The sequence below is a fragment of the Nocardiopsis alkaliphila YIM 80379 genome (assembly GCF_000341005.1).
GTDB classification, from domain to species: Bacteria; Actinomycetota; Actinomycetes; order Streptosporangiales; family Streptosporangiaceae; genus Nocardiopsis; species Nocardiopsis alkaliphila.
The window spans coordinates 1-15,450 of the sequence record NZ_ANBD01000070.1; the positions used below are offsets into that span (position 1 = coordinate 1).

Here is a 15,450-nt window from a genome sequence, read left to right on the forward strand (position 1 = left end):
CATACGGGCGACGTTGAGTGCTTGGCGCCGGGTGTCCTCCTCCCCCATGTAGATGCGGCACTCCAGGCCGAGCAGGGCGCAGGCGGTGGCGGTGGCCACTCCGTGCTGTCCGGCTCCGGTCTCGGCGATGACGCGGGTCTTGCCCATGCGTTTGGTGAGCAGGGCCTGGCCGAGCACGTTGTTGATCTTGTGCGAGCCGGTGTGGTTGAGATCCTCCCGCTTGAGCAGGACGCGCGCCCCACCGGCGTGTTCGGAGAAGTTGCGGGCCTCGGTGAGCAGGCTGGGCCGGCCGGCGTAGCTCTTCAGCAGGTGGTCGAACTCGGCTTGGAAGGTGGGATCGTCCTTGGCCTTGGCCCATTCGGCCTCGACCTCGTCGAGGGCGGCGATGAGGGCCTCGGGGGCGAATCGACCGCCGAAGCGACCGTAGTGCCCCCCGGCGTCGGGCACCGGTTGAGCATGGCTCATGGGAAGTTCTCCTACGAAAGGAGGCCGACCGCGGCGTCCCTCCGCCGACTCCGGGCCGCGGAGGTGCCGCGTGCCGACCGCTGGGGCGCCGCCTGGCTCGGGCGACGCCGTGGGTTCGGGTCGACGCGGCGATGGGAACCCGCGGACAGGTGTGTCTACGGGCTCCCTAGAGCCATCGCCATCTGCGATGGAGCGTGTGGGCGAGGTGCGCCGTCGTCGTTCCCATCGATGTTCCTCAGCTCCGGTCTCGCAGAGCGGGGTGGGCTCCGGCGGTGACCAGGTCGGCGACGGCCTCGCGCGGGTCACGTCCGCGCACCAGGCTCTCGCCCACCAGGACCGCTCCGGCCCCGGCACCGGCGTAGGCCAGCAGGTCGTGCGGGCCTCGGATTCCGGATTCGGCGATTCTGACGCGATCGGCGGGGATGAGCGGGGCGAGTCGGGAGAAGGTGTCCCGATCCACCTCGAGGGTCTTGAGGTTGCGCGCGTTGACCCCGATGACGGTGGCACCGGCGTCCAGTGCGCGGGCGACCTCCTCTTCGTCGTGGACCTCGACCAGGGGGGTCAGGCCCAGCGAGCACGCCCGCTCGACCAAGGAGACCAGGGCCTCCTGGGGCAGAGCGGCGACGATGAGCAGGACGGCGGAGGCACCGAAGACGCGGGCCTCCCACAGTTGGTAGGAGCTGACCACGAAGTCCTTGCGCAGCAAGGGGACGTCGACGGCGGCGTGGACCGCCTGGAGGTCGGCGAGGCTTCCGTTGAAGCGGCGCTGCTCGGTGAGCACGCTGATCCAGGTGGCACCGCCCGCCTCGTACTCGCGGGCCAACGCGGCCGGGTCGTCGATGGTCGCGAGCGGGCCCTTGGAGGGGCTGGCACGCTTGACCTCGGCGATCACGTGGACGCCGGGACGACGCAGGGTGGCCTCGGCGTCCTTGGGTGCGGGCGCCGACTCGGCCTGGGCCTTGAGGCGCTCCAACGGCAGGTCCTGCTGGCGCTGCGCCAGGTCGGCGCGTACTCCGTCGAGGATCTCGTCGAGCACGCTCACCAGTTCTAGCTCCCTCGTGAAGGTCGGATCGCGGTGGCCGGTCCAGCGCTTGGGACGCGGATCGGCTCGGTGGGTTCGGGTGGACCACCGTCACACCGTGTGTTGGCCATCGTATCCACCCCCGTGGCCGGGGAGGTCGTCGACCCCGCCGGGTGGGCCGTTTCGGTTCACCAGGTGGGCAACAGCGGGGTACCGGGGGCCAAGAAGGAGAACCAGGGCAGGTTGCGCAGGATCCAGAACGCGGTGATGGTGATGCCCATGAGCCATAGGAACCAGCCCGGGGTGAGCTTGGGATGGCGCTTGGGCGGCCGGATCGAGCGGACGAGCCACGACCCATAGGTCCACAAGACGTAGGGCACCAGGAAGAGCAGGAGGGGGTTCATGCTGATCGCGCCGAGGAAGTCGCCGTGGGTGGTGAGGGCGACCGCCCGCATGGTGCCGCAGCCAGGGCAGAAGGTTCCGGTGAGCAGCAACCACGGACAAGTGGGGTAGTTTCCCGGTTCGTTGGGGTCCACGAAGTGGAGCAAAGTGGCACCGGCCAGGCCGACCACTCCCAGACCCACCGGCCACACCGCCGGGTGCAGGTTCAGCAGACGCCGTTGCAGGCGTTCCTTGAACGAGGGTGGTGTGGGGGCTGCCTCGGGATCGGTGGCGACCGCCGAGGGGGACTCCATGGTGGGTCGCTCGTCGGGCGTGTTCTCGGAGTACACGTTTTCCAGAATAGGGGTACGGCCATCGAACGCGCCCCCGGACTCCGAAACGGTGACCGGGGGCGAGAATCCCATTGATGGGCGACCGTCGTCCGCCTAGTAGTAGGCCGGAGTGCTCGCCGCCAGCATGATGGAGAAGATGTTGAGGACGATACCGAGGACCCAGAGGATGCCACCGACGATGAAAGCGATCTTCGTCCACTTCTTGGCGTTGGTCTGGGCCTCGTAGGCGCCGGTCTGGTCACCGCGGTTCCACAGGTCGTTGACCTTGGCGGCATTGATGATCGCGGGGATCGCGAAGGGCCAGCAGCAGAAGATGGCGACGATGGCCCAGACGAGGCCGTTGTCAGGCGCGGTACCGCCGGGGCCACCGGGCGGAGGACCGTACCCCCCGGGGCCACCGGGCGGAGGACCGTACCCCCCGGGGCCACCACCAGGGGGCGGGGGCGGGCCGGGGTTGCCGGGGGGCGGAGGACCATAGCTCATGAGTGGAGAGTCTTTCCGAAAGAGGACAAGGGTTTCAGCCCGACATGGCCTGAGCACACGTCGTCCCAACAAGGGGCAGGGCCGGGGGTCACCGGACTCTGAGGAACCCGCCACTTCGAACGGTTCCGCTTTGGCGAGACAGCGCCGGTCGGTGTCGAAGCGGCTGACGAGGCCGGTCCTGAGAATGTACCCGTCACACGGGACATTCGTCTATTTCCCGTTACTCATCCGTTGTGAGCTGCGTTTTTCCGCCCTGCCCCATTCGTCGGCTACTTACTTTCCGTGGCCTGGGCCTTACGGGAGGCTTCCCACTCTTCGCGTGTGGGCGGCACCGGGCGGGGCGCCTTGCGGCCCATGCCGGCCTTCTTCATCACACCGGCGACGACCGAGAACAGGACACTGGCGACCAGGGCGACGATGGTCCATGTCACCAGGGCGCCACCGGCGATCACGGCCACGGCGGCCACGGCCCAGGCCACGATCCAGGTGATGGTGAGGAACCAGGCGGAGATGGTGTTTCCGTGGTCGTCGTGTTCTTCGTGGTGCGCGTCGGCCATCAGTGGCTCTCCTTCGGTTCGGCCCGCCGGTCGACCGGCGGTGCGGGTTCGGTGTCGTCCCCGGGCTCGGCTCGGTCCACCGATGCGGCGGGCGTGCCATCGCCCGGGGCGTCAAGTGTGGGGTCGTCACCGGCGTCCAGCGATTTCCACAGGTCGGCGGGTGTGCGCGCCTGGCTCGGACGGGGTGCGGCGTCCCGATCGTACCGGGTGCCCATACCTGGCCAGACAGGGGCGCGGACAACCGCGGCCAGCCCGCTCAGAACCAGCATGAGGGCTCCGGCCGCGGCCATGACCGGCCCCAGGAGGCTGATGTCGGGGCTCCCCACGACCTCACCGGTTCCGGCGGTGTCGGTGGCGGATTCGGCGACCGCGCCGATCAGGGTCTCGGGGCGGGTCGCCGCCCACAGGGTGGTGAGCGCGAACACGCCACAGGCCATCACGAGCACGGCCACCACGCGTCGCGCCCAGGAGCGTGCGGCGTACAGGCCGGCGATCGCGGCGAGCCCCGTCCAACCCAGGCCACTGAGGGCCCCGGCGAGGTCACCTCCGGTGATCTCGACCGGGACGGGGGCCACCGGTCCTGGTGAACCGAGCAGGCCCTGCACCCACACCCGACCGGAAGCGGCCAGCAACAGTGCGGCACCAGCGGCCATGAGGAGGGTGGCGACGCCGTACTCTCGGCGAATGCGGGTGGTGCTCGTGCCGTCGCTCACAGCAGCCGCCCCGCGTCGAAGCAGGTGTGCTCACCGGTGTGACAGGCCGCTCCGGTCTGATCGACCTGAATCAACAGTGTGTCGCCGTCGCAGTCGAGTGCGACCGACACCACACGCTGGGTGTTGCCGGAGGTCGCGCCCTTGACCCAGTACTCCCCCCTGCTGCGGGACCAATAGGTGGCCTCGCGTGTGGTGAGGGTGCGATGCAGCGCCTCGTCGTCCATCCAGGCGAGCATGAGGACCTCCCCGCTGTCGTGCTGTTGCACCACGGCGGGGACGAGGCCGTCCGGAGTCCGCTTCAGACGAGCGGCGATGTCCGGGTCGAGGTTGGTGACGCTCATGCCTTCCAGGTTATGGCCGTGGCCGGAGCGCTGCTCACCGGGTACTGCTCAACGGTGTGGCGCGCACGCCCTAGAGTGCGAGCGTGCACACCTTGGGACGCGAGCACGCACCCCCTCGGCGCGTCCCGGTACCGACGCACTCGTCCGCGACCCGCCCCCGATGACCTGGAGCCCCTACCGTGACCTCCGAGTCCTTGACCGCCGACCTGGCGGGCAAGCCCGACGCGCTGACCGCGCTCGCCCGGCGCTTTCCCCGTTGGGACCCCTACGCCGCGTTGCCCGCCCTGTTGGACGATGAGCCCGCGTCGGTTCGCTTCCTCGGCCTGGGACCGGCACGGCGGGCCTGCGAGGTGGCCGCCGCGCGGTTGCGCCGGGCCGGAGTCGGCGCGACCGCGGACTCCTCCACCTCCGGGGAGGAACCTCCGACCGACGCTGAGACGCTGGTGGTGGCGGTGACCCTGGGTGAGGGCCAGCGGGAGTTGAGCACGGTGCTGGACCGGTACGTGGGGCGCTCCCCCGTGGTGGTGCTGGCCCCGCACCCCGATGTGGTGGTGGCGCGTTACGCGGACCTGTTGGTGCCGTTGCACTCCGGCGAGGAGGAGGCCGGATTGGGGTGCCGTGCCTACCAGCACGCCTTGGCCCTGTTGTTGCTGCTCGGGCACCGGTTGGGGGCTCCGGTGGGTGGTAGTGGGAACTTCCCCGGGTTGTTGATGCGGGCGGCCAACGCGGCGCGGACCTTGTTGGACGAGGCAGCGGAGTGGGTGCCCAAGGCGGCCCGGGTGCTGGATTCCCCCGCCGGGGTGCACCTGGTGGCACCGGCGGAGCGTCTGGCCTCGGCCGGGCAGGGGGTCCAAGTGCTGCGTCGTGGGCCGATCCGGCTGGCGCACGCGGCGGAGACCGGCGAGTGGTCGCACACCGATCGTCACTTGGCGGCGGTCACGGACTACCGGGCACTGCTGTTCGCCGGGTCTTCCTACGACCAACGGTTCGCCGAACACCTGGGCCAACTGCGGGGCACGTTCGTGGCGGTGGGCGCCACCCCCGGCCGCGAACGCGTGCCGGGGGCGGCGTTGACGCTGCGCTACCCGGGTGATGGCGACCCGGACGTGAGCCTGCTGACCGAACCCCTGGCGGCGGAGTTGTTGGCCGCCCACTGGTGGAGCATTTCGGACCGCTGAGGTCTTGACCCAAACCTCCGCGAGGGCGGGCCCCGAGAGTTCGCATCAGGCGGAGGAACGCACCCAGGAGGCGTACAGGTCGGCGTACACCCCGGGCCGCTCGACCAGTTCGTCGTGGGAGCCGCTCTGGACGATCCTGCCGTCGTCGAAGACCAGGACCCGGTCGGCGGCCTCGGCGGTGGACAGTCGGTGGGCGATCGCGACCGAGGTTCGGCCGCGGGTGAGCCGGTCCAGGGCGCGCTGGATGCGCATCTCGGTGTGCGGGTCCACGGCCGAGGTGGCCTCGTCCAGAACGAGCAGGTCCGGGTCGGCGATGTAGGCGCGCACGAGAGCGACGAGTTGGCGTTCCCCCGCCGACAGGGATTCGCCGCGCTGGCCCACCGGCGTGTCCAGTCCATGGGCGAGGCTGCCCAGCCAGTCGGCCAGACCGAGTTCGGTGACGGCCGCCTCCAGTTCGGCGTCGGTGCTCTCGGGGCGAGCGAAGCGGATGTTGTCGCCCAAGGAACTGTCGAAGAGGAAGCCTTCCTGGGGCACCATGACCACCCGGCTGCGCAGGGAGGAGAAGGCGACCTCCCGTAGGTCGGTGTCGTCCAGCCGCACGGTGCCGCTCTCGGGGTCCATCAGGCGGGTGAGGAGTTTGACGAAGGTGGTCTTGCCCGAGCCGGTCTCGCCGACGACCGCCAACCGAGTTCCCGGAGTGATGCGGACACTGATGTCGTCCAAGACGACGGGGCCCTCCGGGTAGGAGTAGGTCACGTGGTCGAAGTCGACCCTGACGGGCCCGCGCGGCAGGACACGGCCGGCCTCGCCCGGGTCGGCGATGTCGGGGACGGTGTCCAGTACGCCCAGGACACGCCGCCAGCCGGCGATGGCGTTCTGGGCCTCATTGAAGATCTCGGTGGCCATCATCATGGGCTGCACGAACAGCGTCATGAGGAACAGGAAGGCGATGAGCTGACCGGCGGTCAGGTCACCACCCACGCCCAGGCCGACGCCGACCAGGACCACCGCCGCGTTGGCGATGGCGGCGACGATCTCGGCGAAGGGCGAGACCGCCATGGACAGGCGTTGGGCCTTGACCTGGGCCTTGCGGGTGGCCAGGACGGTGGTGTCGATGCGGTCGGCGGTGCGCTCTTCGACGCCGTGGGCGCGGATGACGGCGGCACCCATGACGGTCTCACCGATGGCGCCGAGCATGTCACCGGTGCGTTCACGGACCTTGAGGTAGGCCTTGGACAGAAGCTTTTGCAGCCAGCGCACACCGAAGAGCAGCGGCAGGAAGCAGACCCACACCACAAGGGTGAGTTCCCAGGAGTAGATCGCCATGAGGGTGGTGGCGACCAGGAGTTGGCCGGTGCTGACCAGCAGGAGCAGGCCGCCCCACTGCATGAAGTGGCTGATCTGGTCGACGTCACCGGTGACTCGGGAGACCAGGGCACCCTTGCGTTCACTGTTCTGAGTGAGCACGGACAGGTCATGGACGTGCCGGAACGCCTTACGGCGCAGGGTGGCCAGACCGGACTCGGTGGCCCGGTACAGGCGCAGGTTCATCAGGAACGAGCAGATCATGGTGACGACCAGGAGCACGGCGCAGGTGGCCACCATGCGGGTGACGAACCCCAGGTCGGGACCGTCGGTGGTGGCGATGCCGTTGTCGATGATCTGCTGGACGGCGATGGGCACGATCACCTTGCCCGCGGTGGCGACCATCGCGAAGATCAGGGTCAGCCACAGCCCCTTGGCGAACTCCGGGGACAGGCGCAGGCCGCGTTTGATCGTGCCGATCGCGCTGTCGTCGTTGCGGTGCAAAGACGGGGCCTGATCGTGCTGGGGGCGCCGCCCATCGGCCGCCCGACCCGACCTGTCATCGGCGCGGGTCCGTGTGGGTGCGCTCATCGGTCGTTCTCCTCGGTGACGTCGGGGTCCTGCCCACGGCGGTACGGTTCGGCCGGACCTGGCTCCTCCGGGACGGGGGCGCGCTCGGCCTCGCTCTCGGCGGAGGCACGTTCGTACGCGGTGACGAGTCTGTTGTATCCGGGTGATGTGGTGAGTAGTTCCTCATGGGTGCCGCGGGCCAGGACGCGACCACCCTCCATGTAGAACACCTCGTCGGCGAGTTCGATGGTGGCGCGGCGGTAGGCGACCACGATCACGGTGGCCGAGTCGTCGCGTTCGCGCAGGCCGGCGAGGATCTGGGCCTCGACCTGCGGGTCGACCGCCGAGGTGGCGTCGTCCATGATCAGCAGGCGTGGCCGGCGAACGATGGCCCTGGCCAGAGCCAGGCGTTGCCGTTGGCCTCCGGAGAGGGTGGTGCCCTTCTCACCGAGTCGGGCGTCGAGGCCGCCGTCGAGTTCGAAGATGAATCCGTCGGCGCGGGCCGAGCGTAGGGCGGCCCAGACCTGTTCGTCGTCGATGTCGGCGCCGAGGGTGATGTTGTCGCGGACGCTGTCCTCGAACACGAAGGTGCCCTGTGGGACGAGCGCCGCGGTCTTGGGCACCTGGTCGCGGGCCAGGTCGCGCAGGTCGACGCCATCGTAGGAGACGGTTCCGGTGTCGGGGTCGACCAGGCGCATCAGGACCGTGGTGAGGGTGGACTTGCCCGCTCCGGTGGGCCCGACGATGGCGACGGTGCGGCCGGGAGCGATGTCGATGTCGACGCCGTTGAGGACGATGTTGCGCTCGCCCTCTTCGGGTTCGTCCATGAGGTCACGTCCGCCGCCCTCGGCGTCGTAGGCGTCGGCGTAGGAGAAGGTGACGTCCCGGGCCTCCAAGGCCACGCCGCGGGAGGAGGGTTCCAGGGTGCGGTCGCCGTAGACCATGGCCCCGTCCGAGCGCAGGACGGACTGGACCCGCTCCCAGCCGACGACGCTGCGGGGCAGGTCGCCCAGGAGCCAGCCGAAGGAGCGGATGGGCAGGGCCAACAGGGTGAACAAGAAGGCGATTTGGACGAGTTCGCCGGGTTCGACTGCGCCGGTGGACAGGCGCCACATGCCCAAGAGCAGAACGGCCAGGACTCCGAGGTTGGGCAGAGCCTCCATGAAGGGATCGAACATGGAGCGCAGGCGACCGACCTGGATGAGGGCGTCGCGCAAGCGGTGGGCGGCGTCGGTGAAGCGTTCGGTCTCGGTGTCCTCACGACCCAGGGTCTTGACGACCAAGGCACCGTCGAAGGATTCGTGGGCGACCCCGCTGACCTCGGCGCGTAGTGCCTGGGCGTGGGAGGCCATCGGAGAGACACGGCGTTGGAAGATGACGTTGGCGGTGGCCAGGAGGGGGAAGACGACGAAAGCGACCAGAGCCAGGATCGGGTCGGTGACGACCATGGCGACGGCGGCGATGACCAGCATGAACACACTGCCGACGACCATGGGCAGGGGCGCCAAGGGCTGCCAAGTGGCCTCGACGTCGGCGTTGGCGTTGGAGAGCAACTGTCCGGTGGGATGGCGGTGGTGCCAGGACAGTGGGAGTTCGAGGTACTTGCGGGCGACGGAGCGCCGGTATCGGGCTTGCATGCGGAACTGCATGAATCCGGCGAGCAGGCGCCTGACGGCCAGGCCGACCGCCTTGCCGAGCCCGACCGCCAAGAGCAGGGCCGCGGCCGCGGTCAGCGCGGCGGCGGTGGTCTCGCCCGCGTCGAAGGCGGGCAGGATGGTGTGGTCGGTGATGTGCCCCAGGACCGAGGCCGAGGCGACCGTGACCGCCGCGTGCAGCATGGCGCCGCCGACGGCGAGGAGGAAGATCCAGGGCTCGGTGCGGGCGGCGACCCACAGGACCCGTAGGCCACGGGTGAAGATCCGCTTGTACTGGCTCCGTCCACTTCGACCAGGTGTGGGCCGTATCGCGTCCTCGGTCCCGCCCTCCCGCTCCCTTGGCCCGGCCGTCGTCGTACCCTGCGCCATGCGCCCCCGCTTTCCGGACATCATCCCCGCGTGTGCGGGAAGCGATCTTTCGTGCCACCGGTATCGGTCGTCTCGGCATTGAGAACGCCCCGGAGCGCATCGAGCGGGCTCGGATGCTCCGGGGTGTCGAGGCTCAACCTACCCAGCGTCACCGACGGCTTCCACCGGATTGTTTCAGCACAGGACACACCCATGCTATTCCGCACAACTCGAACTCGCCGTGGGGTCCGTGGTGTGCGAATGGCCGAGGATGAGCGGATTCGAGGGAGTTTCGAGGGAGTGAGGACATGCCACGGTCCGGGCCCCTGGGGATCCCGGACCGTGGCATGCGCCGTCGCACCTACGGGTCTTCGGTCTTCGAGGGTTCGGGACCGGTCACGGCTCGGGGTGGCGGTGGGCGAAGACCGCCACCCCATGAACGAGGACCTAGCGGACCACGTGCCCGGCCTCGCGCAGGCTCTGCTTGACGTCGGCGATCGTGAACTCCCCGAAGTGGAAGACGGTCGCGGCCAGCACCGCGTCCGCGCCCGCGGCCACCGCCGGAGCGAAGTGCTCCACCGCTCCCGCACCGCCCGAGGCGATCAGGGGTACGTCCACACGAGCTCGCACCTTGCGGATCAGCTCCAGGTCGAACCCCGCCTTGGTCCCGTCCGCGTCCATCGAGTTGAGCAGGATCTCTCCAGCCCCCGACTCGGCGGCGCGCTCGCACCACTCCAGGGCGTCGATCCCGGCCCCCTTGCGCCCGCCGTGCGTGGTGACCTCGAAGCCGCTAGGGGTGGGCGCGGCATCCTCGCGAACCCGACGCACATCGGCGGAGAGCACCAGGACCTGGCGACCGAAGCGTTCGGCGATCTCCCCGAGCAGCTCCGGACGGGCGATCGCGGCGGTATTGACCCCCACCTTGTCCGCGCCGACCCGCAGCAGTCGGTCCACGTCCTCGGTGGTGCGCACCCCTCCCCCGACGGTGAGCGGAATGAACACCTGTTCGGCGGTGCGCCGCACCATGTCGTAGGTGGTCTCCCGGTTACCGCTGGAGGCGGTCACGTCCAAGAAGGTGAGTTCGTCGGCGCCCCCGGCGTCGTAGGTGGCCGCCAACTCCACGGGATCACCCGCATCGCGCAGGTTCTCGAAGTTGACGCCCTTGACGACCCGCCCGGCGTCCACGTCCAGGCAGGGAATGACACGGATGGCCAGGCTCATCAGCGCTCACCCCGAACCAAGGCCAGGGCGTCCTCCAGGGTGAAGGCTCCCTCGTACAGTGCGGTGCCCATGATGGCGCCCTCGACTCCATGGGGGACCAGGGTGGCGATGGCCTCCAGGTCGGCGAGGCTGGACACGCCACCACTGGCGACCACCGGCTTGTCGGTACGTTCGCACACCGTGCGCAGCAGGTCCAGGTTGGGACCCTTGAGAGTGCCGTCCTTGTTGACATCGGTCACCACGTAGCGGGCGCAGCCCTCGGCCTCCAGACGCTCCAGGGTCTGGAAGAGGTCACCACCCTCGCGGGTCCAACCGCGGGCGGCCAGGGTGGTGCCGCGCACGTCCAGGCCGATGGCGATCCTGTCACCGTGCTCGGCGATGATCCTGGCGCACCATTGCGGGTTCTCCAAGGCGGCCGTGCCGATGTTGACCCGTGTGCAGCCGGTGGCCAGGGCCGCGGCCAGCGACTCGTCGTCACGGATACCACCGGACATCTCGACCTTGACGTCGAGGCGGCCCACGATCTCGCGCAACAGGTCACGGTTGTGGCCGCGTCCGAAGGCGGCGTCCAGGTCCACCAGGTGGATCCATTCGGCACCGGCGTTCTGCCAGGTCATGGCGGCTTCGTAGGGATCGCCGTACTTTCCGCCGGAGTCGGCCTCGCCCTGGACGAGCTGGACGGCCTGGCCGCCCGCGACGTCCACGGCGGGCAGCAGTTCGAGTGCGTGGGTCGACGTGGTGTGCTCGCCGGTCATGTTGCCTGTCGCCTTCTTCGTGTTCGTGCTCGGTTCGGTGTGGGATTCTTCGTTCGGGCGCCGTCGGTTCACAGGCCCCTCAAAGGGTGGCGACCCAGTTGGCCAGGACACGCGCCCCGGCGTCACCGGACTTCTCCGGATGGAACTGGGTGGCGCTCAGCGGGCCGTTCTCCACGGCGGCCACGAACGGCTCGCCGTGTTCGGACCAGGTCACCGCAGGAGCCGGGATACGGTCGCTGGAGGCGACGAACTCCCAGTGGCGCACCGCGTAGGAGTGCACGAAGTAGAAGCGCTCCTCGGGGGCCAGTCCCGCGAACAGGCGTGAGTTCTCGGGCGGGGTGATGGTGTTCCAGCCCATGTGGGGCACCACGGGTGCCTTGAGTCGTTCAACGGTGCCGGGCCACTCGCCACAGCCCTCGGTCGCTACGTCCTCTGCGTGGACGGCGGCCTGTTCGACACCGCGTTCGAAGAGGACCTGCATACCCACGCAGATGCCCAGGACGGGGCGGCCCCCGGCCACGCGACGACCGATGACGCGGTCACCGCCGGCCTTCTTGAGGCTGGCCACGCAGGCGCTGAAGGCACCCACACCGGGGACGACCAGGCCGTCCGCCTCCAGCGCGGTGCGGGGATCGGAGGTGACGGTGACCTCGGCGCCGGTACGCTCCATGGCGCGTTGGGCCGAACGCAGATTGCCCGACCCGTAGTCGAGAACGACCACACGTGAGGACATACGGGTGTGCCTTTCTAGAAGTAACCGAGCCGCAGCACACCGGTGAGGATGGCCAGAGCCACGCACCCGGCCAGACAACCGGCGATCATGCGGCTCTTGCCCCACATGGCGTAGACACCACCTGCGAGGAAACCACCGAGGACGATGAGGGCCAGGCCCCAAAGATCGGTGTCCATCTACAGGACACCCTTGGTGGAGGGGACCCAGGTCACGCGCGGGTCCTTCTCGGTGGCCAGGCGCAGGGCCCGGGCGAAGGCCTTGAACTGGGCCTCTACGATGTGGTGGGCGTTGCGCCCATAGGGCACGTGGATGTGCAAGGCCACCCGCGCCTGGGCCACGAAGGACTCGAAGATGTGGCGGGTCATGGTGGTGTCGTAGTCACGACCGATCACCGGAGCCATGCCCTCGGGTTCGCTGTGCACCAGGTAAGGGCGTCCGGAGACGTCGACGGTGACCTCGGCCAAGGCTTCGTCCAGCGGCACCTTGACGTCGGCGAAACGGCGAATGCCGGAGCGGTCGCCCAGGGCCTCGCGGAAAGCGGCGCCCAAGGCCAGGGCGGTGTCCTCCATGGTGTGGTGCGAATCGATGTGCAGGTCACCCTCGGTGCGCACGGTCAGGTCGAACAGGCCGTGCTTGGCGAGCTGGTCGAGCATGTGGTCGTAGAAGCCGACGCCGGTGGAGACGTCGGCGATGCCGGTTCCGTCCAGGTCGACCTCGACCAGGACCTTGGTTTCCTTGGTTGCGCGTTCGATGCGTCCGGTGCGGCTCATGGTCACTCTTTCGATGGTGCGGTAGGAAGGATCGTGGGCGGTCATCACCTGGTGGCCCCAAGGAGCGCCTCGCGAAAGGCGCCCATCTCCTCGGGGGTGCCGATGGTGACACGCAGCCATCCGGGTGGACCCACGTTACGGATCAGGACCTGCTGGTCGAGCATGTCCTGCCAGACCCGTGCGCGGTCCTCGAACTCCCCGAACAGGACGAAGTTGGCGTCGGAGTCGGCGACCCGGAAGCCCTGCGCACGCAGCCACGCCACGAGGTCGTCGCGTTCGGCGCGCAGATCGGCGACGGCGCCGAGCAGTTCATCGGCGTGTCCCAGCGCGGTGATCGCCACCGCCTGGGTCACGGCGGACAGGTGATAGGGCAGACGGACCAGCTGGAGGGCGTCGACGACCGCCGGGTGGGCGGCGAGGTAGCCCACCCGCGCCCCGGCCAGCGCGAAGGCCTTGGACATAGTGCGCGAGACGATGACCTTGGGGTGTTGGTCCAGCAAGGTCAAGGCGCTGGGGGTACCCTCGCGGCGGAATTCGGCGTAGGCCTCGTCCACGACCACCACGCCGGGGGCGGCCTGGGCCAGGCGCTCGATGGCGTCGAGTTCCAGGGCGGTACCAGTGGGGTTGTTGGGCGAGGTGAGGAAGACGACGCTGGGTCGGTGTTCGGCGACGGCCGCCAGGGCCCTGTCGATGTCGATCCGAAAGTCGGCGTCACGCGGCACCGACACCCACTCGGTCCCGGTGGCCCGGGAGATGATCGGGTGCATGGAGTAAGAGGGTTCGAACCCCATGGCGGTGCGTCCCGGACCGCCGAAGGCTTGGAGCAGCTGCTGGAGGATCTCGTTGGATCCGTTGGCGGCCCAGACGTTGGCGGAGCCCAGTCCGTGGCCGAGGTAGGCGGCCAGGTCCTCACGCAGGCGAACCGCGTCCCGGTCGGGGTAGCGGTTCAAGCCCAGGGCGGTCTCGGCGACCGCCTCGGACATCGCCTTGGCCAGGGCCGGGGAGGGAGCGTGCGGGTTCTCGTTGGTGTTGAGGACCACCGGCACGTCCAACTGGGGTGCGCCATAGGGCGAGCGCCCGCGCAGGTCCTCACGGAGCGGTAGGTCGTTCAGGGTGAAGCTCACTGGTTTCACACTCGTGGTCGGTTGTGGGAGGGGCGGGCGGACCCCGGTGACCGTGGTGGTCGTGGGGCATCCGATTCGCCCGCTCCATCGGGTGTGTTGTCAGTCCTGGACGGTGCCCGGACCCACGCGTGCGGCGACGGCCTCGCCGTGCGCGGGCAGGTCCTCGGCTTCGGCCAGGGTGATGACGTGGTGGGCGACGTCGGCCAACGCGTCACGGTCGTAGTGGACGACGTGGACCCCGCGCAGGAACGTCTGCACGCTCAGGCCGCCGGTGTGACAGGCACAGCCGCCGGTGGGCAGCACGTGGTTGGAGCCCGCGGCGTAGTCGCCGAGGGAGACCGGGGAATGGTCGCCCACGAAGATCGCGCCGGCGTTGCGCACCCGGTCGGCTCGGGCGGGAGCGTCGGTCGTCATGATCTGAAGGTGCTCGGCGGCGTAGGCGTCCACGACGGCCAGGCCGTGGTCCAGGTCGTCGACCAGGACGATGCCGGACTGGGGACCGGCCAGGGCCTCACGGACCCGATCGCTGTGCCGCGTGGCGGCCACTCGTTCGGTGAGGCGCTCGACGACCTTGTCGGCCAGCGCCTCGTCCGGGGTCACCAGGACGGAGGCGGCGACGACGTCGTGTTCGGCCTGGCTGATGAGGTCGGCCGCGACGTAATCGGGGTCCGCGGTGTGGTCGGCCAGGATCGCGATCTCGGTGGGGCCCGCCTCGGCGTCGATGCCGATGGTCCCCTTGAGCAGGCGCTTGGCGGCGGCGACCCAAATGTTGCCGGGTCCTGTGACCATGTCCGCCCGGCGGCAGTCCTGAGTACCGTGGGCGAACATCGCCACGGCCTGGGCGCCACCGACGGCGTAGACCTCGTCGACGCCCAGCAGGGCGCAGGCGGCGAGGATGGTCGGGTGTGGCAGGCCGCCGAAGTCCTTTTGTGGTGGGGAGGTGACCGCCAGCGAGGGGACGCCCGCTTCCTGGGCCGGCACGACGTTCATGATGACGCTGGAGGGGTAGACGGCGCGGCCACCCGGCACGTACAGGCCCACCCGGTCGACCGGGATCCACTTCTCGGTGACGGTGCCGCCGGGTACGACCTGAGTGGTGTGGTCGCGCCGACGTTGGGCGGCGTGGACCTTGCGGGCACGTCGAATGGATTCGGTGAGCGCGGCGCGCACGGCGGGGTCGAGTTCGGCCAAGGCGCCGGTGATGGCCTCCTCGGGGACCCGGATGTTGGTGAGTCGCACGCCGTCGAAACGTTCGGCGAGTTCGATCAGGGCCTCGGTTCCACGATGGCGTACGTCCTCGACGATGGGACGGACGCGTTCGGTGGCGTCCGCCACATTGATCTCGGCGCGCGGAAGGGCGTCGCGCGGGTCACCTGTGGAACCTCGGAGGTCGATTCGACTGATCACGGTCCCAGTCTAGGGGGCGTGGCCCGAGCGGCGGGCGCTCACGTCCCGATGATGGACACCACACCCCTCG

17 protein-coding genes are annotated in these 15,450 nt (G+C 69.4%); 1 reads left to right on the forward strand and 16 read right to left on the reverse strand.

Annotation, left to right across the window (positions count from 1 at the left end; all coding sequences use genetic code 11):
• From D472_RS0110700 to hisI, 7 genes are all read right to left on the reverse strand, one after another.
• On the reverse strand, positions 1–465 hold a 465-nt coding region (locus D472_RS0110700), incomplete at its 3' end, for a pyridoxal-phosphate dependent enzyme (RefSeq protein WP_017604479.1).
• A 235-nt stretch (positions 466–700) separates the two neighbouring features.
• The gene (gene trpC, locus D472_RS0110705) at positions 701–1,507 is read right to left on the reverse strand and encodes an indole-3-glycerol phosphate synthase TrpC (RefSeq protein WP_017604480.1); all 807 of its coding nucleotides are present in this window, start codon (positions 1,505–1,507) and stop codon (positions 701–703) included.
• Positions 1,508–1,674: 167 nt separating this feature from the next.
• On the reverse strand, positions 1,675–2,181 hold the full coding sequence (locus D472_RS0110710) for a DUF2752 domain-containing protein (RefSeq protein ID WP_083903436.1): 507 nt from the start codon (positions 2,179–2,181) through the stop codon (positions 1,675–1,677).
• Positions 2,182–2,313: 132 nt separating this feature from the next.
• Positions 2,314–2,703, reverse strand: a complete 390-nt coding sequence (locus tag D472_RS0110715) for a CD225/dispanin family protein (RefSeq protein WP_017604482.1) — start codon at positions 2,701–2,703, stop codon at positions 2,314–2,316.
• Between the two features lie 269 nt (positions 2,704–2,972).
• Positions 2,973–3,260 carry an HGxxPAAW family protein gene (locus tag D472_RS0110720; protein WP_017604483.1) on the reverse strand — a complete coding sequence of 96 codons (288 nt, stop codon included), beginning with the start codon at positions 3,258–3,260 and terminating at the stop codon, positions 2,973–2,975.
• Positions 3,260–3,973: a Trp biosynthesis-associated membrane protein gene (locus tag D472_RS0110725; RefSeq protein WP_017604484.1), complete on the reverse strand. Its 714-nt coding sequence runs from the start codon at positions 3,971–3,973 to the stop codon at positions 3,260–3,262. Before D472_RS0110725 ends, D472_RS0110720 begins: the two co-directional genes overlap by 1 nt.
• Entirely contained in the window at positions 3,970–4,314 is a 345-nt protein-coding gene (hisI, locus tag D472_RS0110730) for a phosphoribosyl-AMP cyclohydrolase (protein WP_017604485.1), read from the reverse strand. Before hisI ends, D472_RS0110725 begins: the two co-directional genes overlap by 4 nt.
• A 179-nt stretch (positions 4,315–4,493) precedes the next feature.
• Between hisI and D472_RS0110735 the strand changes: the two genes are divergently transcribed.
• Positions 4,494–5,492 (forward strand): hypothetical protein, encoded by a 999-nt coding sequence (locus tag D472_RS0110735; protein ID WP_017604486.1) that lies wholly within the window; start codon positions 4,494–4,496, stop codon positions 5,490–5,492.
• A 45-nt stretch (positions 5,493–5,537) separates the two neighbouring features.
• Here the strand turns inward: D472_RS0110735 and D472_RS0110740 are convergent, their stop codons facing one another.
• The 9 genes from D472_RS0110740 to hisD form a co-directional block, all read right to left on the reverse strand.
• The gene (locus D472_RS0110740; protein WP_017604487.1) at positions 5,538–7,388 is read right to left on the reverse strand and encodes an ABC transporter ATP-binding protein; all 1,851 of its coding nucleotides are present in this window, start codon (positions 7,386–7,388) and stop codon (positions 5,538–5,540) included.
• On the reverse strand, positions 7,385–9,391 hold the full coding sequence (locus D472_RS0110745; protein ID WP_026117569.1) for an ABC transporter ATP-binding protein: 2,007 nt from the start codon (positions 9,389–9,391) through the stop codon (positions 7,385–7,387). Before D472_RS0110745 ends, D472_RS0110740 begins: the two co-directional genes overlap by 4 nt.
• 426 nt (positions 9,392–9,817) lie before the next feature.
• The gene (gene hisF, locus D472_RS0110750; RefSeq protein WP_017604489.1) at positions 9,818–10,591 is read right to left on the reverse strand and encodes an imidazole glycerol phosphate synthase subunit HisF; all 774 of its coding nucleotides are present in this window, start codon (positions 10,589–10,591) and stop codon (positions 9,818–9,820) included.
• Positions 10,591–11,346 carry a bifunctional 1-(5-phosphoribosyl)-5-((5-phosphoribosylamino)methylideneamino)imidazole-4-carboxamide isomerase/phosphoribosylanthranilate isomerase PriA gene (gene priA / locus D472_RS0110755; RefSeq protein ID WP_017604490.1) on the reverse strand — a complete coding sequence of 252 codons (756 nt, stop codon included), beginning with the start codon at positions 11,344–11,346 and terminating at the stop codon, positions 10,591–10,593. The genes hisF and priA overlap by 1 nt, the downstream gene beginning before the upstream one ends.
• A gap of 79 nt (positions 11,347–11,425) precedes the next feature.
• Positions 11,426–12,079 carry an imidazole glycerol phosphate synthase subunit HisH gene (gene hisH / locus D472_RS0110760; protein WP_017604491.1) on the reverse strand — a complete coding sequence of 218 codons (654 nt, stop codon included), beginning with the start codon at positions 12,077–12,079 and terminating at the stop codon, positions 11,426–11,428.
• Positions 12,080–12,093: 14 nt separating this feature from the next.
• Entirely contained in the window at positions 12,094–12,255 is a 162-nt protein-coding gene (locus tag D472_RS28630; RefSeq protein ID WP_017604492.1) for a hypothetical protein, read from the reverse strand.
• Positions 12,256–12,849 carry an imidazoleglycerol-phosphate dehydratase HisB gene (gene hisB, locus D472_RS0110770; protein ID WP_026117571.1) on the reverse strand — a complete coding sequence of 198 codons (594 nt, stop codon included), beginning with the start codon at positions 12,847–12,849 and terminating at the stop codon, positions 12,256–12,258.
• 44 nt (positions 12,850–12,893) lie between these two features.
• The gene (locus D472_RS0110775) at positions 12,894–13,973 is read right to left on the reverse strand and encodes a histidinol-phosphate transaminase (protein WP_017604494.1); all 1,080 of its coding nucleotides are present in this window, start codon (positions 13,971–13,973) and stop codon (positions 12,894–12,896) included.
• A gap of 99 nt (positions 13,974–14,072) precedes the next feature.
• A complete protein-coding gene (hisD, locus tag D472_RS0110780; RefSeq protein WP_017604495.1) occupies positions 14,073–15,380 on the reverse strand; it encodes a histidinol dehydrogenase in 1,308 nt (435 codons plus the stop codon).
• Positions 15,381–15,450: the final 70 nt, after the last annotated feature.

What these genes read in the sequence shown, in the direction of transcription:
- hisF (WP_017604489.1), bottom strand. Translation starts at nt 10,591, where the DNA reads ATGAGCCTGGCCATCCGTGTCATTCCCTGCCTGGACGTGGACGCCGGG.
- D472_RS0110745 (WP_026117569.1), bottom strand. Translation starts at nt 9,391, where the DNA reads ATGGCGCAGGGTACGACGACGGCCGGGCCAAGGGAGCGGGAGGGCGGG.
- D472_RS0110710 (WP_083903436.1), bottom strand. Translation starts at nt 2,181, where the DNA reads ATGGAGTCCCCCTCGGCGGTCGCCACCGATCCCGAGGCAGCCCCCACA.
- D472_RS28630 (WP_017604492.1), bottom strand. Translation starts at nt 12,255, where the DNA reads ATGGACACCGATCTTTGGGGCCTGGCCCTCATCGTCCTCGGTGGTTTC.
- D472_RS0110740 (WP_017604487.1), bottom strand. Translation starts at nt 7,388, where the DNA reads ATGAGCGCACCCACACGGACCCGCGCCGATGACAGGTCGGGTCGGGCG.
- D472_RS0110720 (WP_017604483.1), bottom strand. Translation starts at nt 3,260, where the DNA reads ATGGCCGACGCGCACCACGAAGAACACGACGACCACGGAAACACCATC.
- hisI (WP_017604485.1), bottom strand. Translation starts at nt 4,314, where the DNA reads ATGAGCGTCACCAACCTCGACCCGGACATCGCCGCTCGTCTGAAGCGG.
- D472_RS0110715 (WP_017604482.1), bottom strand. Translation starts at nt 2,703, where the DNA reads ATGAGCTATGGTCCTCCGCCCCCCGGCAACCCCGGCCCGCCCCCGCCC.
- hisH (WP_017604491.1), bottom strand. Translation starts at nt 12,079, where the DNA reads ATGTCCTCACGTGTGGTCGTTCTCGACTACGGGTCGGGCAATCTGCGT.
- hisB (WP_026117571.1), bottom strand. Translation starts at nt 12,849, where the DNA reads ATGAGCCGCACCGGACGCATCGAACGCGCAACCAAGGAAACCAAGGTC.
- priA (WP_017604490.1), bottom strand. Translation starts at nt 11,346, where the DNA reads ATGACCGGCGAGCACACCACGTCGACCCACGCACTCGAACTGCTGCCC.